Here is a 22198-nt window from a genome sequence, read left to right as displayed (position 1 = left end):
CTCCTTTTTCGCAATCATCGTGGTACGACGACCACGCGCCTGACGCCGCGGTGCCCCGATCAGACCGGATTGACGCGGTAGACCGGGAAGTAAGAGCGGAGTCGCCCGGCGGCCGCGTCGCGCGCCAGGCGGCCGATCTCCTCCCAGGAATAGATCTCCGACACCTGCGGCATCCACCCCTCGCGCTCGGCGTAGTGCATGGCGGCCGGCGAGTCGGAGTGACGGATGTAGTGCGAATGCACGTGGACGTGGCGGCCGATGCACTCGATCGCGCGGTTCATCGTCATCTGCATGCCCAGCAGCCAGCCGGCGGTCGCCAGCACGCCCTGGCGGGCCAGCGCCTTGACGCTGGCGCGGAACACCGGGGCGCCGATGTAATCGAACACGATCGCCGCGCCGCGCCCACCGGTCCAGTCGCGCACCGTGGCGAGGAACGCCTGTTCGGAGGCGCGGTAGGCCTCGCGGTAGTCGGGGTCGCTGTGATAGCGGGATTCGTCGAGTTCGATGTCGGCGAAGGCCCGACGGTCGATACCGACGATCCCGCTGCGGCCGAGCTCGGCGAGCCGCCCGGGGCTGCCGGACACCATCGCAGTGCGGCTACCCGCCCGCTGGGCCAGCTCGAGCGCCGCGAGGGTCGAGCCGCCGCCCCAGCCGAGCACGAACGGGGCGGGGTCCAGGTGCTCGTCGATCTGCAGGCGATAGGCGCCGAGCGCCACGCGATAATTCGACCAAGCCGTCAAATAGCGCACCGAGAACGCGGCCCACTGCTCGAGGCGGTGCTGAGATTCGAGCGGCAGCGGCAAGAAGTTGCGCGCGGCGATCTTGGTCCGCTTGGCCAAGACGCCGACGGTGCCCGGAGCGTCGTAGCCTTGAACCAAAACTGTGTAACCGAACTCGTCCTGCACATGACCGCCATAGAGAATCCCCACCGCGCCCTCGTGGATTCCACGAACGTCGGCGCCGGCCCGCAGGACTCGCAGGACGCTGCCGTTGCCGATGACGACGCGTTGCTCGCGGCGCTGGCTGCAGATGTCGATCGGCCGCCGCTGAAGCGAATGGGTCATGTTGCCCTCCCAGCTGCCGAACAGCGGTTCGACCAGCAGTTCGTCGCTGGCGGGCGCGGGGAACGAGAATTTCTCGAGGCGAAAGTCGCCGGAATCCAGCGCGGATTGAGTGGCGCCGGACCGCTCGTAGAGCACCCAGGCTTCGGTCTCGATCATGTCAAACCCCCCGTCCTCGACGGCTCGACCCAATGGCTACACCACATGCGCAGCCATTATTCGGATCGTCTATGCCACGCCGATCCGAGCCGCGGAAGGGGGCGCGCGGAAAAGCGGGAGAATGGAGACTCACATCGGTGTTCCGGCGCCGGCTGCGCTCGCACGTGTAGGTGCCGGTCGGATGAACCGCGGGGGGCCGGTGAATTGCCGGGCCGCGAGGGCTCGAAGCTGCGCGGGCGGCCTCCGGGTCCGCCCTGCGGCGGGCGAAACCGCTCTGATATCGCCTATTTGCGGATTGCGTCCGGGGCGACGATACCGCTTCCTGCCGACGGCTCCGGCTGATAGGGTGAACCGTGGAGGACAGGGGCAGATGATGACGAATGACGAGACGGAGATCCGCCGTCTTCTCGAGCGCTACGCAATGGCGGTAGCCGTCTCCGGCGACGGGATCTGGGAGTACCCCGCCATCGATCCCGAGCAAGCGTTCCACCGCAACATCCCCGTGCATTATTCAGAGCGCTTCCCCGAGCTCCTCGGTTACCACGAGCGGGACTTCGCGCCGGTCGCCAGCAGCTGGTGGGACGCGATTCATCCGGACGACGTCGGGACGTCGTCGAAGGCGATCGCCGAGCACCTGATGACGGGAAAGCCGATCTTCGCCGAGTACCGCGTATTGAACCGTCAGCGCGAGGTCCGCTGGTGGCAGGTGTTCGGCGACTCGATGCCCGACGCCGACAACAAGGGCAAGATCCGCGCGATCGGGGTGGTCCGCGACATCACTGCGCTCAAGGTCGCCGAGGAGACCGCGCGCAATCAGCTCGAGCTGATCACGCGGCAGCAGAAGGCGATCCGCGCCCTGTCGACCCCGATCATTCAGCTGTGGGACAACATCATCACGCTGCCGCTGGTGGGCGCGATCAACTCGGAGCGGGCGTCGGAGATCATGGACCGCCTGCTGGCCGAGGTGGTGCGACTGCGGGCTCGCTACGCGATCATGGACATGACCGGCGTCGACGCCGTCGACACGACCACGGCCGAGCAGCTGTATCGCATCATCCGCGCCGTCGCGCTGCTCGGCGGGCAGGTGCGGCTGTCGGGGGTGAACCCTGCGATCGCGCAGACGATGACGAACCTCGGCGTCGACATCAGCCCGTTCATCAGCCACCGCAACCTGCAGGACGCGCTGCAGGCGTGCCTGCGGGACAGCGACCGCTTCGTCACCCACTGACCGCGCGACGCGGAGCTGCAGGCGCGAGATCTGCGGCCGCGACGCCACTGGTGTGCAGCGGCCGATCTGCCCGCGGCCGCTGTTTCGCCGGTACGAGCCCGGGGGCGCCCCCATCGCCCCTTCAGCGCGAGCCCGGGCGCGTCGCGAGCGATGCGGGATCACTCCGGGTCATTGGGGCCCTCGATGGTCTCGGCGAAGCGGTAGCCGACCCCGCGCAGCGTCTGCAGCTGGCCGGCGGCGGGTCCGAGCTTGGCGCGCAGGCGGAGCACGTGGGTGTCGACGGTGCGCGTGGTGACGCTGGGCGACAGGCCCCAGACCTCGGCCAGCAGCGCTTCGCGGGTGTGCACGCGGCCGTGGCGGGTCACGAGGAGGATCAGGAGGCGCAGCTCGAGCGCGGTGAGGGCGAGCTCGCGGTCGTCGAGCCAGGCTCGCTGGGCGCCGGCGTCGACGCGCACGCGGCCGCAGGCGACGCGCTCGGCCGCGGAGGGCGGCTGGACTCGCCGGCGCAGCACTGCGCGGATCCGGAGCACCAGCTCGCGCAGGCTGAACGGCTTCGTCACATAGTCGTCGGCCCCGACCTCGAAGCCGAGCACGCGATCGATCTCCTCTGCGCGCGCGCTCACCATCACCACAGGCAGCGCGCGGGTGATCGGGTCGGCGCGGAGCGCTTGACACACCGCGATGCCCGACATGTCCGGGAGGTTCAGGTCGAGCAGCACGAGGTCGGGCGCGGGCTCGCTGCGGGCCAGCGAGAGGCCCTGCGCGCCGGTGTCGGCGGTGCGGGGCTGGAAGCCCTCGCGCGTGAGCGCGTGACAGATCGCGGACCTTAGATCGCGCTCATCTTCGACGACGAGGATCGAGGCGGGCATGGCGAACGGGGGGCCGTCCGAGCGTACACGCGGGCCCGAAAATACGCACCGACGCGGCGCAGCGGCGAAATTCACCGCGCTGGCGCGCCGCTGTGACGTGGCTGTGATGTTGTCGGAAGGCGGAACGCAGGGGCGCGAACGCGACGTCCGGAATCATCACAGGCGTCCGCGCGCGTCGGTCGCTCGGCTCGCCCTGTGATGATTCGATCGCCGGGGCGCGCTCACAGGTGCACGAGCTGGGCCCCGAGGTGCGCGCCGGCGCCGATCGCCGCGAAGGCCACCAGGTCGCCGCTGCCGAGCGCGACGGTGCCGCGCTCGAGATCTTCGGCCAGCAGGATCAGCATGCCCGCGGAGGAGGTGTTGCCGTAGCGCGCGACGTTGGCCGCCAACTGGTCGCCTCGCAGGCCGATCGAGGCCGCGAAGTGCTCGAGCAGGCGCTGGTTGGGCTGGTGCAGGTAATAGCGAGAGACCGCGCTCGCGGCCGTGCCCGCGCGCGCCAGCACGTGCTCCAGGCTCTGCTGCATGCAGCGCATGTAGCTCTGCTGGACCAGCGCGCCGTTGACGACGTACGCCAGATCGACGGGCCGGGTGCGGTCCGCGTGCGGCGGCAAGAGCGAGCCGCCGCCGGGGCGCAGGACGAGGTCGAGGTGCTCGTTGCCGGCGATCGAGGCGACCACGCCGCGGTCCTGGTCGTCCTCGCCCTGGAGGACGATCGCGCCGGCGCCGTCGCCGAACACGTAGACCGACAGGAACGCGCCGATGCTCTTGTCGCTGCCGTCCAGCGGCACGGATTGGCTGTAGAGGTAGCGATCCACCATCGACGAGGTGAAGTTGCTGCCGACGATCGCGGCGGTCCGGATCGCGCCGGAGGCGATCATCTTGGCCACCATGTCGAATACGTACATCGTGCCGCCGCAGCCGCTGTCGAACACCAGCGCGTAGCAGTCGGCGCGGCAGTCGAGCCGGCGGTGCAGCAGCATCGCGTCCTGGCTGAAGCTCGGGCGGTCGGCGGTGCAGGTGACGACGAAGATCGCGTCGAGGCTGGCGGAGCGCAGCCCGGCCATTCGCAGCGCCTTGCGCAGGGCGATCTCGCTCATGTCGACGCCGGTGGTCGGCGCCTCGCCCGGCGTCGGCTCGATCGCCTTGCCGGTGACGTCGTCGATGTCCCACAGGTAGCGCCGTTCGTGGATGCCGGTGCGATCGGTGATGCGCTCGGGGGTCCACCCGGGGATGAGCGCGGCGATCCGCGCGGTCGACATGCGAATCTCGGGGACATAAGCGCCGGCGCCGATGATGGTCGGGCGCCGGGTTTTCAACTGCGGATAGTCGAAGGTCATAAAAACTCGCGGGAAAATCGCCGGACGGCGAGGCACACGCGGCCGCGACCCCGCACGCGCGCCGGGAGGGCTCCGGCGCCGCGGGGTCGCGGCCTCGCCACCTCGTATGCGTCCGGGCGGCGGACTTCGGATCGCGGCGCGGCAGGGCGTCCGCAGGTGGACGCGCGGAGCGGTGACACCTACCTCGCGCCGACTCGGGCCATTGTGCCGAGAATGTCGAATGGACTGATAATATGAGCAGCTCGCGCCATTCCGAGGGGGCTGACGGCCACACGTCAATGCGCGATCTCGGGCCTCCAGGCGGGCGGTGGGGGCCGCGCAGCCGTGAGTTGTCGCGGTTCGCACCTGGAGGTCGCAGGGATTATCTTGCCCGTTCCTGCGAGTACGGAACCGGAGGTTTCATTGGCCCAACTCATCCTTGACGACTTCAACCTCGAGAAGGCAGAGCGGCGTCTGTGCGCTGAGGCGCTCAGCTCGGCCGGCAACATCGTCGGCGCCGCCGCCTTGCTCGGCATCACTCGCCACGCGCTCAAGCGGCGCATCATCAAGCTGGCGATCGAATGGCCGCCGCGCAATCCGAGCCGGCCGTCCGACGCCGTGAATGCGAGCGCGGGACTCGCTCGCTAGTCCAACCAGATGACGAGTCCAGGACGACCTGGCGGCCACCGCTGCCAGGTCGTCCTCGTCACATCTCGAGCTCGTCGACGGTCGGCGGTCACGCCGAACCATGATGACGAGCGACGGCGCGCTCGATCGCAGTCGCCTGTGCGGCGGTCACGAGCTGCGCCCGCACGTCGGGCCGTGGCGACGAGGATGCAGGTCGACTCTGTCCGCGAGTCGATCTCGCTTCGCCGTTTGCGACCCGTGGTTCGATGGCGCCGCCGAGCCCGACCGCGCGAGCGACGAATCGGCCGAGCCCGCCGCGCTCGCGCGAGGGCGGTGCGCCGGTGGTGGCCGCGGTCCGCAGGTCGGCCGCGCGGAGGCGGCGAGGCCGCCGGGCGCGCGTCCTCGCGGCGGGTCGTTGCATTCGCCTGGGTTGCGACGGCCGCGCGAGCGCCCAGGCTAGCCAGGAGCGGCGACCGGCGCCGGCCGACCTGCCGAGCACGGCGAATCCGCGTCCACCGGAGGACGAGTCATGAGAGCGATCTGCTGGCACGGCCCGCGAGATGTCCGATTGGACAGGGTGCCCGACCCCACCATCCTCGACCCGGGCGACGCGATCGTCCGGGTCACTGCGACCGCGATCTGCGGCTCCGACCTCCACGTGTTCGACGGCTTCATGCCGACGATGAAGACCGGCGACGTGCTCGGGCACGAGGCGATGGGCGAGGTGGTCGAGGTCGGCAAGGCGGTCACGCGGCTGCGCCGGGGCGACCGCGTGGTCGTGCCGTTCGTGATCGCCTGCGGCTCGTGCTTCTTCTGCAAGCGCGGCGAGCAATCCGGCTGCGACGTCAGCAACCCGAACGCGCGCATGGCCCGCGAGATCATGGGCCACTCGCCGGCGGGCCTGTTCGGCTACTCGCACATGATGGGCGGGTTCTGGGGCGGACAGGCCGAGTACCTGCGGGTGCCGTTCGCCGACGTAGGTCCGCTCAAGATCGAGTCGGAGCTCACCGACGAGCAGGTGCTGTTTTTGTCCGACATCTTCCCGACCGGCTATTTCGCGGCGGACCTGTGCGGCATCGAGCCGGGTGACACCGTGGCGGTGTGGGGCTGCGGGCCGGTCGGGCAGATGACGATCCGCAGCGCCTGGATGCTGGGAGCGGGGCGGGTGGTGGCGATCGACCGCGTCCCCGAGCGCCTGCGCATGGCCGAGGCCGGCAGGACCGAGATCGTCAATTTCGAGGAGACGCCGGTCTACGACCAGTTGATGGACCTGACGCGGGGCCGCGGCCCCGACCGCTGCGTCGACGCGGTCGGCTGCGAGGCGCACGGCCTGGGCAGCGCCGACGCGGTGATGGACAAGGTGAAGACCGCTGTGATGGGGACCGACCGCGCCCACGTGCTGCGCGAGGCGATCATGTGCTGCCGCAAGTTCGGCACGGTGTCGATCCCCGGGGTGTACGTGGGCGCGGTCGACAAGCTGCCGATGGGCCCGGCGATGAACAAGGGGCTGACCTTCCGGATGGGCCAGACGCCCGTGCAGCGCTATCAGCAGCTGCTGCTGGCGAAGATCGAGGCGGGGGAGATCGATCCGTCGTTCGTCATCACCCATCGCCTGCCGCTCGAGCAGGGACCCGCGGCGTACCGGACGTTCCGCGACAAGCAGGACGGCTGCATCAAGGTCGTGCTCCGACCGTGATGGCAAAGGCGCGGCGCTCGTCGTCGTGCCGGTATGCATACCTCATGTCGGGTCGAAATGGGTGGGGTGCGACGGATCGGCGCGGCGTGGCGAGAAGTGAGCGGTGTTTGGCGTTCGCGCCACTTGTCGCGCGGCGCCGCGAGTGGGACCGTGATGGCATGAGTTCCACGCTGACCCTCCCCGGGATCGATCCGCTGTCCATCGCCATGCTGCTGTACCCTGGCTTCACGATGCTCGATTTGATCGGGCCGCAGTCGGTGCTCGCCTGGGCGGGCACCACCCATCTGGTCGCCAAGACGCTGGCGCCGGTCGAGAGCGATTCGGGCGCGCAGCTGCTGCCGACCTGCACCCTGGCAGACTGCCCGCGCGACCTCGACGTGCTGTTCGTGCCCGGCGGCTTCGGCACCTTCGCGGTGATGAAAGACCCCGAGGTGCTGGCGTTCCTGGCCGACCGCGGCGCGCGGGCCGGGAGCGTGACTTCGGTGTGCTCGGGCGCGCTGATCCTCGGGGCCGCCGGGCTGCTGCAGGGCTATCGATCGACCACGCACTGGGCGCTGCACGACGCGTTGCCGGCGCTCGGGGCCGTCCCGGTCAAGCAGCGCGTCGTCGTCGATCGCAACCGGATCTCCGGCGGCGGCGTCACTGCCGGCATCGACTTCGGCCTGACGCTGCTGGCCCAGCTGCGCGGCGAGGAGACCGCCCGGCTCGTGCAACTGATGATGGAGTACGACCCTGCTCCGCCGTTCGCCGCGGGCACGCCGGAGCAGGCCGGGCCGGCGCTGACCGAGCGCGCGCTGGCATTGATGAGCGCAGCGGCGCCGGCGGACGCGGCGCAGGCCCTGGCTTGAGGCGCGGGGCGAGGTAGGCGAGCGGTGGGCGCGGTGGCAGGGTCGCCGCGCGCCACGCTGCCGCCGGGAGATCGGCGCAGAGGTGGTCTTGCGTAGGGTCTTCGCGGACGTGCGCCGTTGTCGAGAGGCTCACGCGTTCGCGGCCGCGAATGTCGGCGGCGACCGAGCGGGCGTGGCATCCACCACACGATCGCGGCAAGTGGCGCGCGCCAGCGCTGGCACGTGCCAACTGACGCACGGTCCGCGGCGGCGACTGCGACGACGCGTGTCAAAGTTGGGCGGGCCCGCGGCGCGCGAGCCCGGCGCGCGCGGTCGCGGGAGGGACGGTGTATGTCGATACGTGCTCTCGGCCACTATGTGCATAGTCGCCGCGCCGCGCTCGCAATCGGGCTCGCGGCGGCCGGCGGGTGCGTCGGGGCGGGCGACGCCGCCGAGGCGCTGCCGGACGCCATCCTGCCCGACGACGCGAGCGCGCCGATTGCAGGTCCCAGCCCGGCGTTCCACGGCGGCGTGGTGACGACGACCGAGCGGCTGGCTGCCGAGGCCGGCGCGTCGATCCTCGCGGCTGGCGGCAACGCGATCGACGCAGCGGTGGCGGTGCATTTCGTGCTCAACGTCGTCGAGCCGCAGTCGTCGGGGCTCGGCGGCGGCGGGTTCATGATGATCCACCTGGCCGGCTGGGCGCCGGAAGAGACGGTCGTCGTCGATTTTCGCGAGACTGCGCCGGCCGGGGCGACGCCGAAGATGTTCGCCGGCGATCACTCGGCCGAGGTCAAGTCGTCGAGCGGCTACGCGGTCGGGGTGCCGGGGGCGCTGAAGGGCATGGCGTACGCGCTGCAGCGGTACGGCACGCGCAGCCTCGGTGAAATGCTCGAGCCGGCGCTCGCGGCCGCCGGCCAGGGCTTCAAGGTCAGCAAGCGCCTGGCTGAAGAGACAGGTTCGGAGCGGCTCGAGCTCGAGCTCGGCGACGCGGCCTACGACGAGGCGCGCAAGCTGTTCCGCCCGGGCGGCAACGCCCTCGCCGAGGGCGACCTGCTGGTCCAGGCGGACCTGGCGCGGACCTTCGCGCTGATCCAGCAGCACGGCCTCGCCGCGTTCTACGACTGCGATCACGCGGCGGGGATCGCCCGGGCGATCGTGGCGACCCAGCTGGCCACGCGCTCGGACAACGCCGGCGGCAAGGGCCGCATGACCTGCGCCGACCTCGAGGCCTACGAGGTACGCACGCGCAGGCCGCTCGTCCGCAGCTACCGCGGCTACGAGGTGGTGACGACGCCGCCGCCGTCTTCCGGCGGGGTGGCGGTGCTGCAGATGCTGGGGATGCTCGCGCGCTTCGAGCTCGGCGGCGAGGGGTTCGAGTTCGGCGCCACCGCGACCCTGAACGTGATGATGGAGGCGATGCGACTCGCCTTCGCCGACCGCGCCCTGTGGCTCGGCGATCCAGACCACGCGTACGTGCCCGCGGCGGGGCTCCTGGATCCGGACTACCTCGATTCGCGCTCGGCGCTGATCACCGCCGGCAGGCGACGCAAGCGCGTCTCGGCCGGCGATCCGCGGCCGTTCCAGCCGGGGCCGCCGGGGCTCGCTCAGGCGCTGACGACGCTGACGGCCAGCGCGGAGAGCGAGGGCGCCGACACCACGCACTTCACGGTGATCGACGAGGACGGCAACGCGGTCAGCGTGTCGAGCACGATCGAGCGGCTGTGGGGCACCGGCCTGATGGTCCCGGGCTTCGGCTTCATGCTCAACAATCAGCTGACGAGCTTCAACGACGAGCCGCGGGCCAGCAGCGCGCCTTACGATCCGGGGGCCAACGACGTCGCGCCGGGCAAGCGCCCGCGCGCCAGCATCTCGCCGATGATGCTGTTCCTCGACGGCGAGCTGGTGGCCGCCTACGGCTCGCCGGGCGGGACCGGCATCATCAGCGCGCTGCTGCAGGTGACGCTCAACTTGATCGATCACCGGCGCTCGCTGCAGTCGTCGATCGCGGCGCCGCGGATCGCGCTGGGCAGCGCGAGCAGCTCGGCGGACACCGAGATCGAGGCCGGCTTCACCGGGTCGGTGCGGGCGGCGCTGGAGCGCCTCGGCTACGCGTTCGTCGACGTGCGGGACATCGGCGCGGTCCAGGCGGTGGTGACGTACCCGCTGAGCGGCAATCAGTACGGCGCCGCCGACCCGCGGCGGATCGGCGGGGTCGTCGGCCTGCCGTGAGCGCGCGGCGTCGTGGTATAGGCCGGAGTTGCGATGCCCGGCGCCCGCGACCTCGAGGTCCACCTGCGCGCGCTCGTCGGCGGCCTTGCCCCCGGCGACGAGCTGGCGCCGGGGCTGCGCCTCGTCGAGGTCACCACCGAGTGCGGGCCGCGCCTGACCTTCGAGACAGGCGGGACGCGCGTCCACGTCGAGGTCGCGCGCCTGATCCCCGGCCGCCGCAGCGCGGTGCAGACGCGCCGGCTCGGGCTGTCGTACCGCTTCGACGCGGCGGTCGCGGCCGACGGGCGCGCGCTCGGGGTCGCGGTCTGCCGCGCGGTGGCGACGGCCGCGGCGGCCCGCGAGGAGGCGGTGCTGGCGGCGCTGGCCCACGACGCGGAGATGGCCGAAGAGACAGGTGACGAGCCAGGCGCGCGCGTGCGCCCGGTGACGGTCGAGCGCCTGCTCGAGCGCGCCGAGGGCGGCCGCTACTACACCGTGACGCCGTACGTGGGCTGCCTGATCGGCTGCAAGTTCTGCTACGCGCAGTCGCACGTGGCCGAGACGCGGGCGCTGCTGGGCCTTGCGCCGGCGCCGTGGGGCTCGTACGTCGACGTGCGGGTCAACGCGCCCGAGGTGCTGGCGGCCGAGCTGAAGGCGGTGCCGCCGGCGCCGATCAAGTTCTGCGCGGTGGTCAGCGACCCGTACCATGCGATCGAGCGCCGGCAGCAATTGACGCGGCGCATGCTGCTGGCGCTGCGCGACGCGCAGTGGCAGGCGGGGGTGCTGCTCTTGACCCGCGCGGCGCTGATCGAGCGCGACCTCGATATCTTGCCGGCGATCGCCAATGCGTGGGCGGGGATCTCGATCCCCACGATCGACGACGCCGCCCGGCGCCACTTCGAGCCGCGCGCGGGCAGCATCCCGGCCCGACTGGCGGCGCTCGCGGCCTGCAAGGCGGCCGGGCTGCGCACGTTTGCGATCGTGCAGCCGCTGCTGCCGGGACCGGTGGACGCGCTGGCCGACGCGCTGGCGGAGCGCGCGGGATCGGTGCGCATCGACGTGCTGCACGGGGTCGAGGGCGCGACGCAGGAGTTCGCCGACCCGCGCTGGGCGGCTGCGGGATCCGAGGCGTGGCAGCGCGAGCAGGCCGCGGCGTTGACCGCGGCGCTGCGCGAGCGCGGGGTGCCGCTGTGGTCCGGCGAGCTGCCGCCCGGGCTCGCGGATTCGCACCCAGGGCGCGAGCCGGCGGCGCCGGTCTGATAGCATCCCGGGCGATGAGCCTCGCCACTGCCCCGACCCATCCCGGCGCGCGCTTCGACGACGCGGAGCTCGCCGAGCTGGCGACGGTGCTGGGGCGCGAGTACGCCATCGAGCGCGAGCTCGGGCGCGGCGGCATGGGCGTCGTGCTGCTCGCGCGCGACCTCCGGCTCGAGCGGTCGGTCGCGATCAAGGTGCTGCCGCGCGAGCGGGCCGCCGACGCCGCGCACCGCCAACGGTTCCTCCGCGAGGCCAAGACCGCGGCCAAGCTGTCGCACCCGAACATCGTGCCGATCCTCCACGCCGACGAGGCCGGCGCGCTCGCGTACTTCACGATGACGTACGTCGACGGCGAGACGCTCGCCGAGCGCGTGCAGAGCCGCGGTCGGCCGGCGGCGCGCGAGGTCGTGCGGCTGCTCCGCGAGGTCGCGTGGGCGCTGGCCTACGCGCACGCGCGCGGCGTCGTGCACCGCGACATCAAGCCGGAGAACATCCTCGTCGAGCGCGCGACCGGCCGCGTGCTCGTCACCGACTTCGGCATCGCGTTCGAGGCTCAGGCGTCGCGCCTGACCGGCGACGACCAGATGGTCGGCACCGCCACGTACATGAGCCCCGAGCAGATCCTCGGGCGCGAGCTCGACGGGCGCAGCGACCTCTACTCGCTCGGCGTCGTCGGCTACTGGCTGCTCGCCGGCCAGCACCCGTTCGAGGGCGCGGCGGCGCCGACGGTGCTCGTCAAGCACGCGACCGAGCCGGCCCCGCCGCTGCGTACGCTCGCCCCCGAGGTCCCCGCGGACCTCGCCGCGGTGATCGATCGCTGCCTCGCCAAGGAGCCGGACGCGCGCTGGTCGTCCGCCGAGGCGCTCGCCGAGGCGCTCGCCGGCGTCGAGGGCGAGCTCGCCGGCGTCCCTGCGCGCACCGGCGGCGACCGCCTGCTCGACGAGCGCCAGGTCTCCGCGGTGCTCCAGCGCGCCGCCCAGATGCAGGCGGACGCCGCCCGCCGCGTCGAGGAGCGCTCGCGGACCGGGACCTCGCCGGCGCCGACGACCGCGAGCGCGCTGCGCGTGTCGGAGGTCCAAGCCGCCGCGGCCGAGGCGGGCATCGCCCCCGAGTTCGTGGCGATGGCCGCCGCAGAGATGCCCACCGGCGGCGCGCTCGCGGTCCCGGCGGTCCCGGCGGCCGCGGAGGGCCGCTGGGCCGTGCGCCTGTTCGGCAAGGACGTCCGCCAGCTCGTCGTCTCGCGGGTGATCCGCGCGCCGGCGAAGGCCGTGCTCGACGCGGTCGGGCAGGTGTGGCAGACGAGCCCGTACAGCCTGCGCCTGCAGGACGCCGTCGGCCCGCACCCGCTCGACGGCGGCGTGATGACCTTCCGCGTGCCGAAGTTCATCCACAGCGCCGACGGCAGCGGCTACGGCGGATTTTCCTATTACATGTACGTGCTGACGATCCGCCAGGTCCGCCTGACGATGCAGCGCCGCGGCCGGGACGCGATCGAATGCACGGTGACGGCCGAGCTGCACGAGACGATCGCGTCCGGGCGCAAGCTGTACTATCCCCTGATGGGCGGCATCACGGCGCTCGCCGGCGCCGGGGTCGGCGTGGGGATGTTCTTCTTGATGATGCCGATCCTCGCCGTGCTGGCGACCCTCGGCGCAGTCACCACGATCTACGGCGGCCTCCACAAGGTCAACCAGGTCTTCTTCTCCTACTATTTGAAGATGGGGCAGGAGCAGCTCGAGGCGCTGCTCGCCGACGTCGAGGCCAACCTGCGCGCGCAGGCGGTGTTCGGCAGCCTGCCCGCCCCGCGGCCGGCGCTGCCGCGCGAGGAGGATTGATCGGACATGTCCCTCGGGACATGTCCGAAGGTCCTCCGTCGGCGAGCCTCTGCATGGCACCGGGGCGGGAGACCACCGGCGAGCCGCGCGAAAAAGACCGCGCGCGCGGCGTGAACGGTCGTCCGCGGGCCTTCCGTCGCCCGCGAAAAGGGGAGTAGGATCCACCGATGATTTCCCCCTCGCTCCGGCTCGCGCTCGCCTCGGTCCTGCTCCTGCAAATCGGCTGCAAGAAGGAGGCGGAGTCGAGCCCGCCGGCGAGCGCCGACGCGGGCGACAAGGCAGCGCCCGCCGAGGCCGAGGCGCCCGCGGCCGCCGAGGAGGAGGAGTCGCCGTACCTCGACGTCGCCAACTTCAACCGCAACGTCGAGGCGCACGCCGGCGAGATCGTGGCCTGCTACAAGGACACTGCAGGCAAGGCCCCCGACGCGCCGACCGGGCGGGTCAAGGCGACGATCGTGGTCGACGGCGACGGCAAGGTCAAGAAGACCACCTTCGACCCGCAGCGCAGCACGCTCAAGCACGACGCGTTGTTCGCCTGCATGCAGGAGAAGATCGGCGCCTGGAAGTTCAACATCACCCTGAACGGCGCCGACTCGCCGATGCCGTACACCTTCGACCTGACGTCCGGCGCGCTGCTGCCGTGATTCTTGGCCCTGTCCGCCGGGACAGGGCCTTTCAGGCAGGTGTGATCAATCGACGGTGAAGCTCGCCTCGAACCAGTTGACGCCGTCATTCCACTCGACGCCGGTGTCGTGGGCGAGGCGGATCGCCTGGCGCGGGTCGCCCGCGAGGCTCGGGGCCGGATCGGCGAGGCGCAGGCCGATCCGGTACGTCCCGGACGGGAGGTCGGCCGGCAGGACGGCGTCGACGCACACGGTCTGCGCCTCGCCGGGCTGCAGGGTGCGCAGGTCGAAGTCGACGGCGGGGACGTCGACGCGCGTCGGGCCGTCGAACACGAGCACCAGCGGGCGCGGGTTGACGGGCGCGGCGAAGCCGTCGTTGACGAGCTCGAGCGCGACCGGCAGCGCGCCGCCGGGCACGCCGCTGCCCGACCAGCGCAGCGCGGGCACTGCGATGCGGTAGCCGAGGCGGCAGGCGATCTCGGCGTAGCAGCCGTCCTGTTGCCAGCTCTGCAGGACCTCCACCTTGTAGGCGGTATTGAGGTGCGTCCAGTGGTGGAGCGCCAGCTCGGCCAGCGCCGAGGGGCACTCCGAGCGCGGCGGATTCACGGCGCAGGTCTCGCCGCCGACCGGCACGAACGCGGAGTCGGCGACCGCGTAGTCCTTCTCGCCGGGCTCCTGGTAGGTGCCGAAGTCGTCGTCGGAGGCGAGGAAGCAGTCATTGACGTGACCGACGCGGGCCATGGCGCTGCCGTCGTGGGCGGTGTCCGCGGTCAACGGGCCGCCGTAGGCCTGCTGCTTGAACGAGGGCCGGCGCACCGAGACGGTCCGCTCGGGCGGCAACGCGGCCAGCAGGGCGTCGAGGATCTGTTTGCGCGGACCGGGCGCGTCGAGGCCGTGCATCGAGCCGTGCCACTCGCCCCACAGACCGACGAAGCCGGCCTGCAAAGTGAGGATCACGTCGGCGTGCTCCTGCAGCAGCGGCGTGAGCTGCTCGATGTGTTCGAGGATCCGCTCGAGCTCGGCGTCGGGCTCGCCCTCGCCGTTGGAGTAATGGAAGCGCGGGACGACCTTCATGCCGTGCTCGCGCACGAGGTCGAAGCTGGCGGCGATCTCGGCGAGCACGTCGGCGTCGAGCGGGGCGTCGCGATACTCGGGCAGCAGCACCTGGCCGTAGACGACCGAGAAGCCGCTGTTGCCGTGGTTCGTCAGGATGCCGCCGTCGAGGTTGCGCAGGTTGGTGAAGCCGTGGAAGCCGCGCTCGGGGTTGACGATTGCGCAGGCCGGCGAGTCCGACGGGTCGTCGCCGGCGCCGAACAGCGCCGGGGCGAGCGCGAGCTGCTGCACGCCGGGCTCGTCCCCGAGCGGGCAGGCGAGGCCGGAGGCGCCGGTGTCGCTGTCGGTCGCGGAGGGAGCGGTGCTCGTGGTCGTCGACGCGTCGGTGGTGCCGACCGAGGTCGAGGTCGTCGGGCCGGAGGTCGTGGTCGTCGAGCTCGTCGAGGTGGTGGGATCTGCGGGGCCGTCGGTCGGATCGGTGCTCGTGACGTCCGTCGCCGGCTGCGCCGTGGCGGCGGTGGCGGCTCCCGTCGATCCGTCGGTGGAGCCGTCGCCGCCCTGGCAGGCGGACGAGGTCAGGGCGCCGAGCAGGAGCAGCGAGAGCGGTCGGGGACGCGTCGACATGTCGGGCACGATAGCCGAGTGGCCGCAGCAGTGGGACGCCGGCCCGCGGTCGAGTTCGCCGGCCCACGAGCCCGAGACGCCGGTCGGCGTGGGTTCGTTCGGGTGATGCCGTATGTCCGATGAGACAGGTCGAGAGCGCGCTCGAGCGGGGTACGGCCTGATGACTGGACCGGCGCATCTGGATATGTCTTTCAGGACATGTTCTAAGATCGCCGTCGATCGGAGTGTCCGGGACGACGTCCGTCCAATCGGCGGACACCTGTTACACTCTCGCAATGACGACACCACGGCCGACCCGCGGAATGCCGGGTGCGCGTCCGGGCAGTGCGAGGATGTGGCCGCAGTCGCACCCGCGCAGGCATCGCCGGCCGGCTGAGCCTGCTGGAATGACGATTGTCGCGCTCGACTCCGCGCCGCGGCGATCCTCTGCGCGTGACGGGCACGAATGACGCGACCACGGCGGTCGCCAGGGATTATCCTCAGGGCATGTCCCGCGGCGACGAAGCGGCCGAGGCCACGCTCTTCGAGGGCGAGACCTCGAGGCTCGTGCGCGTGCAGGCCGATCGTCAGGTCCTGCGGCGCGAGTGGCGGGTCCCGGCCGAGCCCGCGCTGTTCGTCGCGCTGGCCCGCGAGGTCGAGCTGGGCCCGCGGTTGCCGGCCGGGTTCTTGAGCCCGCGGCGGATGGTCCGCGAACCCCAGCCTGGCGTCGAGTACGAGGACGTCGGCCTCGATCCGCTGCTCGTGGCGCCGCTCCCGGCGCAGACCGTCTTGCGCGTCGGACTGCGCGTCGCCGAGATCCTCGGCGAGCTGCACGCGCGCGACCTCTTGCACCTCGAGCTGCAGCCCGCGCACATCTTCACCGACGCGCGGCACGCCGACGTGCGCCTGCTCGGCGGCCCGGCGCTGCGCGAGGTCGGCGCGCTGCCGGTCGGATTGTCGGTCGCGGTCGATCACGCCGCGCCCGAGCAGCTCGGCCGCGCCGACCTGGCGATCGGCCCGCACACCGATCTGTACGCGCTCGGCGCGTGCCTCTACCAGCTGCTCACCGGCGCCGCGCCGTTCGCCAGCGCCGACCCGCTCGAGCGCGTGCACGGCCACATGGCGCGCGTCCCGGTCGCGCCCGAGCGGCTCGTCGACGACGTCCCGCCGGCGCTGTCGCAGGTCGTGCTCAAGCTGCTGGCGAAGGCGCCCGAAGCTCGCTACGCGTCCGCGGCCAGCGTCGCGCACGACCTCCGGCGGATCCTCGTCGCGCTCGACGGCGACGATCCGCTCGTCGACTTCGTCGCCGGGCGGCGCGATCGCGGCGGGCGCTTCAGCCTCCCCGAGCGGCTCTACGGCCGCGACGACGAGGTCGCGGCGCTGCGACAGGCCGCCGAGCGGGTCCGCAAGGGGGGGACCGAGGTCGTGCTGGTGCGCGGCGCCGCCGGCGTCGGCAAGACCGCCCTCGTCCACGTCCTGCAGTCGAGCATGCGAGCGCTGGGCGGTCGCTTCTACGCCGGCAAGTTCGATCAGCTGCGTCAGGCCAAGCCGTACGACGCCTTCATCCAGGCGCTGCGGCCGGCGGTGCTGCGCCTGCTGGCCCAGAGCGACGGCCACGTCGGGCGCTGGCGGGCCGAGCTGACGACCGCGCTCGGTCCGCTCGGTCAGCTCGCCGTCGACGTCTTGCCCGAGCTCGAGCTGGTGCTCGGCCCGCAGCCGCCGGTCTCGCCGCTCCCGCCGGCAGAGGGCCAGGCGCGCTTCGAGGCCGTCTTCATCCGCCTGTTGCAGGCGCTCACCTACGACGGGAAGCCGCTCGCGCTGTTCCTCGACGACCTGCAGTGGGCCGACCCTGGCTCGCTCCGCCTGCTGCGCGCGCTGGCCACCGATCCGGCCACGCATCACCTGCTGTTGCTCGGCGCCTATCGCGGCGGCGAGGTCGAGGCCGATCATCCGCTGCGCACCACCTGGTCGCAGATCGAGGCCGCCGGCGCGCGCGTCACGGCGCTCCTCGTCCGTCCGCTCGATCCGTCGCAGATGACCCGCATGGTCGCCGACGCCCTCGGCGATCAGCCCGAGCGCGTCGCCGCGCTGGCCGCCCTGTTGTGGGAGAAGACCCGCGGCAACCCCTTCTTCGCCGGGCAGCTGCTGCGCTCGTTCGCCCAGCGCGGCGCCCTGCGCTGGGACGACGACGCCGAGCGCTGGTCCTGGTACGTGGGCGCGGTCCAGCCGGTCGACATCCGCGACGACGTGGTCGCCTTCCTCGACGGCCGCCTCGACGACCTCGGCGCCGGCGAGCGCGAACTGCTGCAAGTGGCGTCCTGCCTCGGCAACCGCGTCCGCGGCGACGCCCTCGCCTGGGCCATGGGCCTCACGCGGGCCGCGCTGCGGGCCCAGCTCGCCCCGCTGATCGACGCCGGCCTGCTCGTCGGGGTCGACGACGGCGTCCGCTTCATCCACGACCGCGTCCAGCAGGCCGCGCTCGCCAGCATCCCCGCCGACGCGCGCCCGGCCCTGCACCTGCGCATCGGCCTCGCGCTGCACCGCGGCCTCGGGCCGGCCGCGCTCGACGATCGCCTGTTCGAGGTCGCCGCCCAGCTCGGCCTCGGCCTGCCCGCGCTGCCTGACCCGGCCCAGCGGCGGAGCATCGCCCACCTCGAGCTGCGGGCCGCGCTGCGGGCCGCCGCCGCTGCCGCGCACGACTCGGCCCGCGTGTACGCCGAGGCCGCGGTCGCGGCCGCGGGCGAGTCGGCCTGGGCGGATGAACCGTCGCTGGCCCTCTCTTCTCACCTCGCGGCGATCGAGGCCGGCTACGCCACCGGCGACTACGCGCGCGCCGAGTCGCTCGCCGCGGTCGCCCTCGCGCGCGCGCCCGACCTGCTCGGCCGCGTCCGCGTCGCTCGCCAGCAGATCGCGCTCTACGCGATCCAGAGCGATCAGATGCCGCGGGCGCTCGACACTGCGCTGGCGATCCTCGAGCGCCTCGGCGTCCCGCTGCCGCGCACCGCCGACGAGATCGCCGAGGAGACCGCGCGCCTGCAGCGGGAGCTCCGCTTCAGCCCCGCCGAGATCGAGGCCCTCGCCGAGCAGCCCGACCTCGTCGACCCGCGGCTGTCGGCGGTCGTCGAGGTCCTGGGCGACATCATCGGCCCGACCTACTGGACCCGCCCCGAGCTGCTGCGACCGGTCGTCCTGACCATGATCGCGGTCGCCCGCAGCCACGGCGTGTCCGCGCCGATCGCCTACGGCTGCTGCCTCAACGGCCTTTTGCTGTGCAGCGCCCTCGAGCTCGAGGCCGGCCACGCCTTCGGCCGCCTGGCCCAGCGCCTCGCCGCCCGCTTCGACGACCTGCAGATCCGCTGCCGCGTCATCAAGGTGTTCGGCTCGCACATCCAGGTGTGGAAGGAGCCGCTGCCGCGCGCGATCGAGTCGCTGCGCCGCGCCTACGAGCTCGGCCGCGAGACCGGCGCGCACGAGTACGTCGGCTACGGCGGCGCCGAGCTGTGCATCTACACCCTCCTGCGCGGCACCCCGCTGCCCGAGCTGCTCGCCACCGCGGTGCCCGTCGCCGCCGAGATCCGGAAGATCCGGCAGGACCTCGCCAACTTCTATCTCGCGCTCGCCCTGCAGACGGCCGCCAACCTGCGCGGCGAGGCCTCGGACCCGCTCCGCCTCGACGGCGCCGCCATCGACCGCGAGCGCGACCTCGCCGTGTTCGGCGCCAGCAACTACCGCATGTTGCTGTTCTGCCTGCACATGTTCGAGGCCATGCTGGCGCTCTACTTCGGCGACCCGATGGCCGCCGAGGCCAGCAGCCGCGCCGCCGACGAGTACCTCGACGGCGTCGTCGGCATCCTCTACCCGGCGGTGCACCGCTTCCACGGCGCGCTGGCCCGCCTCGGCGCGCGTGCGGCCGGTGATGGGGCCCTCGACGTCGCCGCCGAGCTGGCCGACGACGCCCCGCTGGTGCGCTGGGCCGAGTCTGCGCCCGAGACCTTCGCCCACAAGCTCGCCCTGGTGCGCGCCGAGGCGGCGCGGGTGAGCGGCGCCGACGACGAGGCCAGCCGCGGCTACGACCGCGCGATCGACCTCGCCAGCGCTCACGGCTTCGTCCACGAGGCCGGCCTCGCCAGTCGCCTGGCCGCCGCGCATCACCGGGCCGCCGGGCGTCCGCGGGTCGCCGCCGCCTACGCGCGCGAGGCCAGCGACCGCTACGCCGCCTGGGGCGCCACCGCTTTGGTCGCCGAGCTCGCCGGCGCCTGGCCGGAGCTGCGCCGGGCGTCCGCGCCGGTGGCCTCCGACTCGATCGATTTGCTCGCAGTCATCCGCGCCAGCCAGGCGATCAGCCGCGAGCTCGACGAGGCGCGGATCGTCGACGTCACCATGGCCACCGCCCTGCGGATCGCCGGCGCAGAGCACGGGTGGTTGCTCCGGCGCGAGGCCGAGGGCTGGCGGGTGTGGGCCCGCGGCGGCGCCGAGGCCGAGCACTTCATGTGCGAGCCGAGCCCGCTCGGCGGCGACCCCGGCGATCCGCCGGCGGCGATCATTCACTACACCGCGCGCACCCGGGCCCCGGTGATCGTCGCCGACGCCGCCCTCGATCCGCGGTTCGGCGACGACCCGGTCGTGCGCCTGCGCGGCACCCGGGCGGCCGCCTGCGTGCCCGTCCTCTTCCACGGCGAGCTGGCCGGCGCCCTGCACGTCGAGCACAACTCCTTGCCCGGCGCCTTCACTGCCGAGAGCGTGCGCGTGCTCGAGGTCCTCGCCGCCCAGGCCGCGATCTCGGTGCAGAACGCCCGCCTCGTCGCCGAGGCCCAGCGGCAGCGGCGCGAGCTCGAGGACTACTCGCGCACCCTCGAGGCCCGCGTCGCCGAGCGCACCCGCGAGCTCCTGCTCGCCAAGGAGCTCGCCGAGGCGGCCACCGAGGCCAAGTCGAGCTTCCTGACCACCATGAGCCACGAGATCCGCACCCCGCTCAACGGCATCCTCGGCATGGCCGGGCTGCTCGTCGCGGTGCGGGGCCTGCCGGCGCAGGCGCAGACCTACGCCCAGACGATCAAGAAGTCCGGCGACATCCTGCTCTCGCTCGTCAACGACATCCTCGACTTCTCCAAGATCGAGGCCGGCAAGCTCGAGCTCGAGCACGCCGCCTTCTCGCCGCGCGACTGCGTCGAGGAGGTCGCCGACATCGTCGCCGGCATGGCCCGCGAGAAGGCGATCGACCTCGCGGCGATCGTCGCCCACGACGTCCCCGCCGCGGTCCTCGGCGACCCGGTGCGCCTGCGCCAGATCCTCCTCAACCTCGCCACCAACGCCCTCAAGTTCACCCCGCGCGGCGGCGAAGTGGCGATTCGCTGTGAACCTGTCCCCGGGGACATATTGATATTCCGCGTCCGCGACACCGGCATCGGCATCCCCGCCGATCGGTTGCACCGCCTGTTCCACGCGTTCTCGCAGGTCGACTCGTCGACCACGCGGCGGTTCGGCGGCACCGGCCTCGGTTTGGCGATCTGCCGCCGCCTCAGCGAGGCCATGGGCGGCAGCATCGACGTGGTCAGCGAGCCCGGCCGCGGCTCCGAGTTCCGCGCCCGGCTCCCGCTGCCTCGAACCGCGACCGCCGCCTCGCTCCCGTCGCGCGCAGAGCCCGTGAGCGCCTGGCTGCAGCTGCGCAGCGCCAGCCAGCGCGAGGCCCTGCGCGAGCTGCTGCGGGCCGACGGCGTCGCGGTCCACGAGGGCGAGGATCCGCCGGTGGGTCGTGCGGTCCGCTTCGTCGACGCCGACGGCGGCCCCGCGCAGCCGGGTCTAGTCGCAGTCGATCCGTGGCTGCGCGACGACGCCGACGGCGCCCTGGCTGCGCCGCTGCGGCGGGCCCAGGTCCGGGCCGCCCTGGCGCACGCCCTGGGCGAGCCGCTACCGGCCCGCGCCGACGGCGAGGGCGGTCCTGACGAGCGCGTGCGGGCTGAACGGCGGCGGCGCAAGATCCTCGTCGTCGAGGACAACGCCTTCAATCAAATCGTCGCCACTCATCTGCTCGACCACCTCGGCTACGGCCACGAGGTCGCGGGCAGCGGCGCCGAGGCGCTCGAGAAGGCCGCCGGCACGGCCTACGACCTGATCCTCATGGACTATCAGATGCCCGAGATGGACGGCATCGAGACCACGCGGCGGATCCGCGGCGGCGCCTCGCTCAACGCCGCCACGCCGATCCTCGGCCTGACCGCGGCCGCCTCCGGGGCCGACGCCCGCCGCTGCCTCGCCGCCGGCATGGCCGAGGTGCTCACCAAGCCGTTGCCGATGCACGTGCTCGAGGAGGCGCTCGCGCGTCACCTCGAGGGCCGCGGCGACGCTCCGGCTGTCCCCGCGCCCGCGCCCGAGCCCGCTGCCGTCGCGCCGGCCGTCCCCGAAGCGACGCCCGCCGTTCCGGCGCTCGAGCTCGCCGCTGCCTCGGCTTCCGCTCCTGCGCCCGAGGTCGACGCCGACGAGCTCGCTGGCGTCCTGAGCCAGCTCCACGCCATGGCCGGCAGCGACGCCGACGAGCTGCGCGAGCTGTCGGGCCTGCTGGGCGACTCCCTGCGGCGCGCGAGCGAGGGCCTCGCGGCTGCGCTGGCCGACGCCTCGCGGTCGCAGCTGCGCCTGCACGCCCACACCCTCAAGGGCACGGCCGCCACCGCGGGCTTCGCCGCCATCGCCGAGGCGGCCGGGCGCCTCGAGGCAGCCAGCGCCAGGGCGCCCCTCGGCGATCTGCGCGCCGACATCGACCTCCTCGACACCGCAGTGCGGCGGGCGATCACGGCCCTCCGCGCGCGCTTACCGGACAGGGTCCCGCATGCGTGACA

The 22198-nt window shown here is 72.6% G+C and carries 13 protein-coding genes; 9 read left to right on the top strand and 4 right to left on the bottom strand.

Features of this window, described 5'->3' with window-relative positions; translation table 11 throughout:
- Window positions 1-59: 59 nt before the first annotated feature.
- Entirely contained in the window at window positions 60-1220 is a 1161-nt protein-coding gene (locus tag OV090_RS09050) for a zinc-binding dehydrogenase (RefSeq protein ID WP_267703137.1), read from the bottom strand.
- Between the two features lie 370 nt (window positions 1221-1590).
- Here OV090_RS09050 and OV090_RS09045 point away from each other — a divergent pair, with 370 nt between their 5' ends.
- A complete protein-coding gene (locus OV090_RS09045; RefSeq protein ID WP_267703136.1) occupies window positions 1591-2448 on the top strand; it encodes a PAS domain-containing protein in 858 nt (285 codons plus the stop codon).
- 158 nt (window positions 2449-2606) lie between these two features.
- Here the strand turns inward: OV090_RS09045 and OV090_RS09040 are convergent, their stop codons facing one another.
- Both OV090_RS09040 and OV090_RS09035 read right to left on the bottom strand, forming a co-directional pair.
- Window positions 2607-3317 (bottom strand): response regulator transcription factor, encoded by a 711-nt coding sequence (locus OV090_RS09040; protein WP_267703135.1) that lies wholly within the window; start codon window positions 3315-3317, stop codon window positions 2607-2609.
- Window positions 3318-3538: 221 nt separating this feature from the next.
- A complete protein-coding gene (locus tag OV090_RS09035) occupies window positions 3539-4654 on the bottom strand; it encodes a 3-oxoacyl-[acyl-carrier-protein] synthase III C-terminal domain-containing protein (RefSeq protein WP_267703134.1) in 1116 nt (371 codons plus the stop codon).
- A gap of 366 nt (window positions 4655-5020) precedes the next feature.
- On the opposite strand from OV090_RS09035, the gene OV090_RS09030 reads away from it, so the two are divergent.
- The 7 genes from OV090_RS09030 (at window position 5021) to OV090_RS09000 (ending at window position 13730) form a co-directional block, all read left to right on the top strand.
- On the top strand, window positions 5021-5281 hold the full coding sequence (locus OV090_RS09030; protein ID WP_267703133.1) for a helix-turn-helix domain-containing protein: 261 nt from the start codon (window positions 5021-5023) through the stop codon (window positions 5279-5281).
- 508 nt (window positions 5282-5789) lie between these two features.
- Window positions 5790-6956: a zinc-dependent alcohol dehydrogenase gene (locus tag OV090_RS09025; protein WP_267703132.1), complete on the top strand. Its 1167-nt coding sequence runs from the start codon at window positions 5790-5792 to the stop codon at window positions 6954-6956.
- 158 nt (window positions 6957-7114) lie between these two features.
- A complete protein-coding gene (locus OV090_RS09020) occupies window positions 7115-7804 on the top strand; it encodes a DJ-1/PfpI family protein (protein WP_267703131.1) in 690 nt (229 codons plus the stop codon).
- 330 nt (window positions 7805-8134) lie between these two features.
- A complete protein-coding gene (gene ggt / locus OV090_RS09015) occupies window positions 8135-10015 on the top strand; it encodes a gamma-glutamyltransferase (protein ID WP_267703130.1) in 1881 nt (626 codons plus the stop codon).
- Between the two features lie 33 nt (window positions 10016-10048).
- Window positions 10049-11254 (top strand): radical SAM protein, encoded by a 1206-nt coding sequence (locus tag OV090_RS09010; protein WP_267703129.1) that lies wholly within the window; start codon window positions 10049-10051, stop codon window positions 11252-11254.
- Between the two features lie 14 nt (window positions 11255-11268).
- On the top strand, window positions 11269-13086 hold the full coding sequence (locus tag OV090_RS09005; protein ID WP_267703128.1) for a serine/threonine-protein kinase: 1818 nt from the start codon (window positions 11269-11271) through the stop codon (window positions 13084-13086).
- A 167-nt stretch (window positions 13087-13253) separates the two neighbouring features.
- Window positions 13254-13730 carry an AgmX/PglI C-terminal domain-containing protein gene (locus tag OV090_RS09000; RefSeq protein WP_267703127.1) on the top strand — a complete coding sequence of 159 codons (477 nt, stop codon included), beginning with the start codon at window positions 13254-13256 and terminating at the stop codon, window positions 13728-13730.
- Between the two features lie 45 nt (window positions 13731-13775).
- Here the strand turns inward: OV090_RS09000 and OV090_RS08995 are convergent, their stop codons facing one another.
- Complete coding sequence (locus OV090_RS08995; protein WP_267703126.1) at window positions 13776-15386, bottom strand: DUF4832 domain-containing protein; 1611 nt, start codon at window positions 15384-15386, stop codon at window positions 13776-13778.
- Window positions 15387-15818: 432 nt separating this feature from the next.
- Between OV090_RS08995 and OV090_RS08990 the strand changes: the two genes are divergently transcribed.
- Window positions 15819-22196 (top strand): AAA family ATPase, encoded by a 6378-nt coding sequence (locus OV090_RS08990; RefSeq protein WP_267703125.1) that lies wholly within the window; start codon window positions 15819-15821, stop codon window positions 22194-22196.
- The last annotated feature ends 2 nt before the right edge of the window (window positions 22197-22198 follow it).

The organism is Nannocystis sp. RBIL2, assembly GCF_026626745.1.
Lineage (GTDB): Bacteria > Myxococcota_A > Polyangia > Nannocystales > Nannocystaceae > Nannocystis.
The sequence above is the reverse complement of the archived record's forward strand: the minus strand, read 5'-3'. Positions and strand labels throughout refer to the sequence as shown.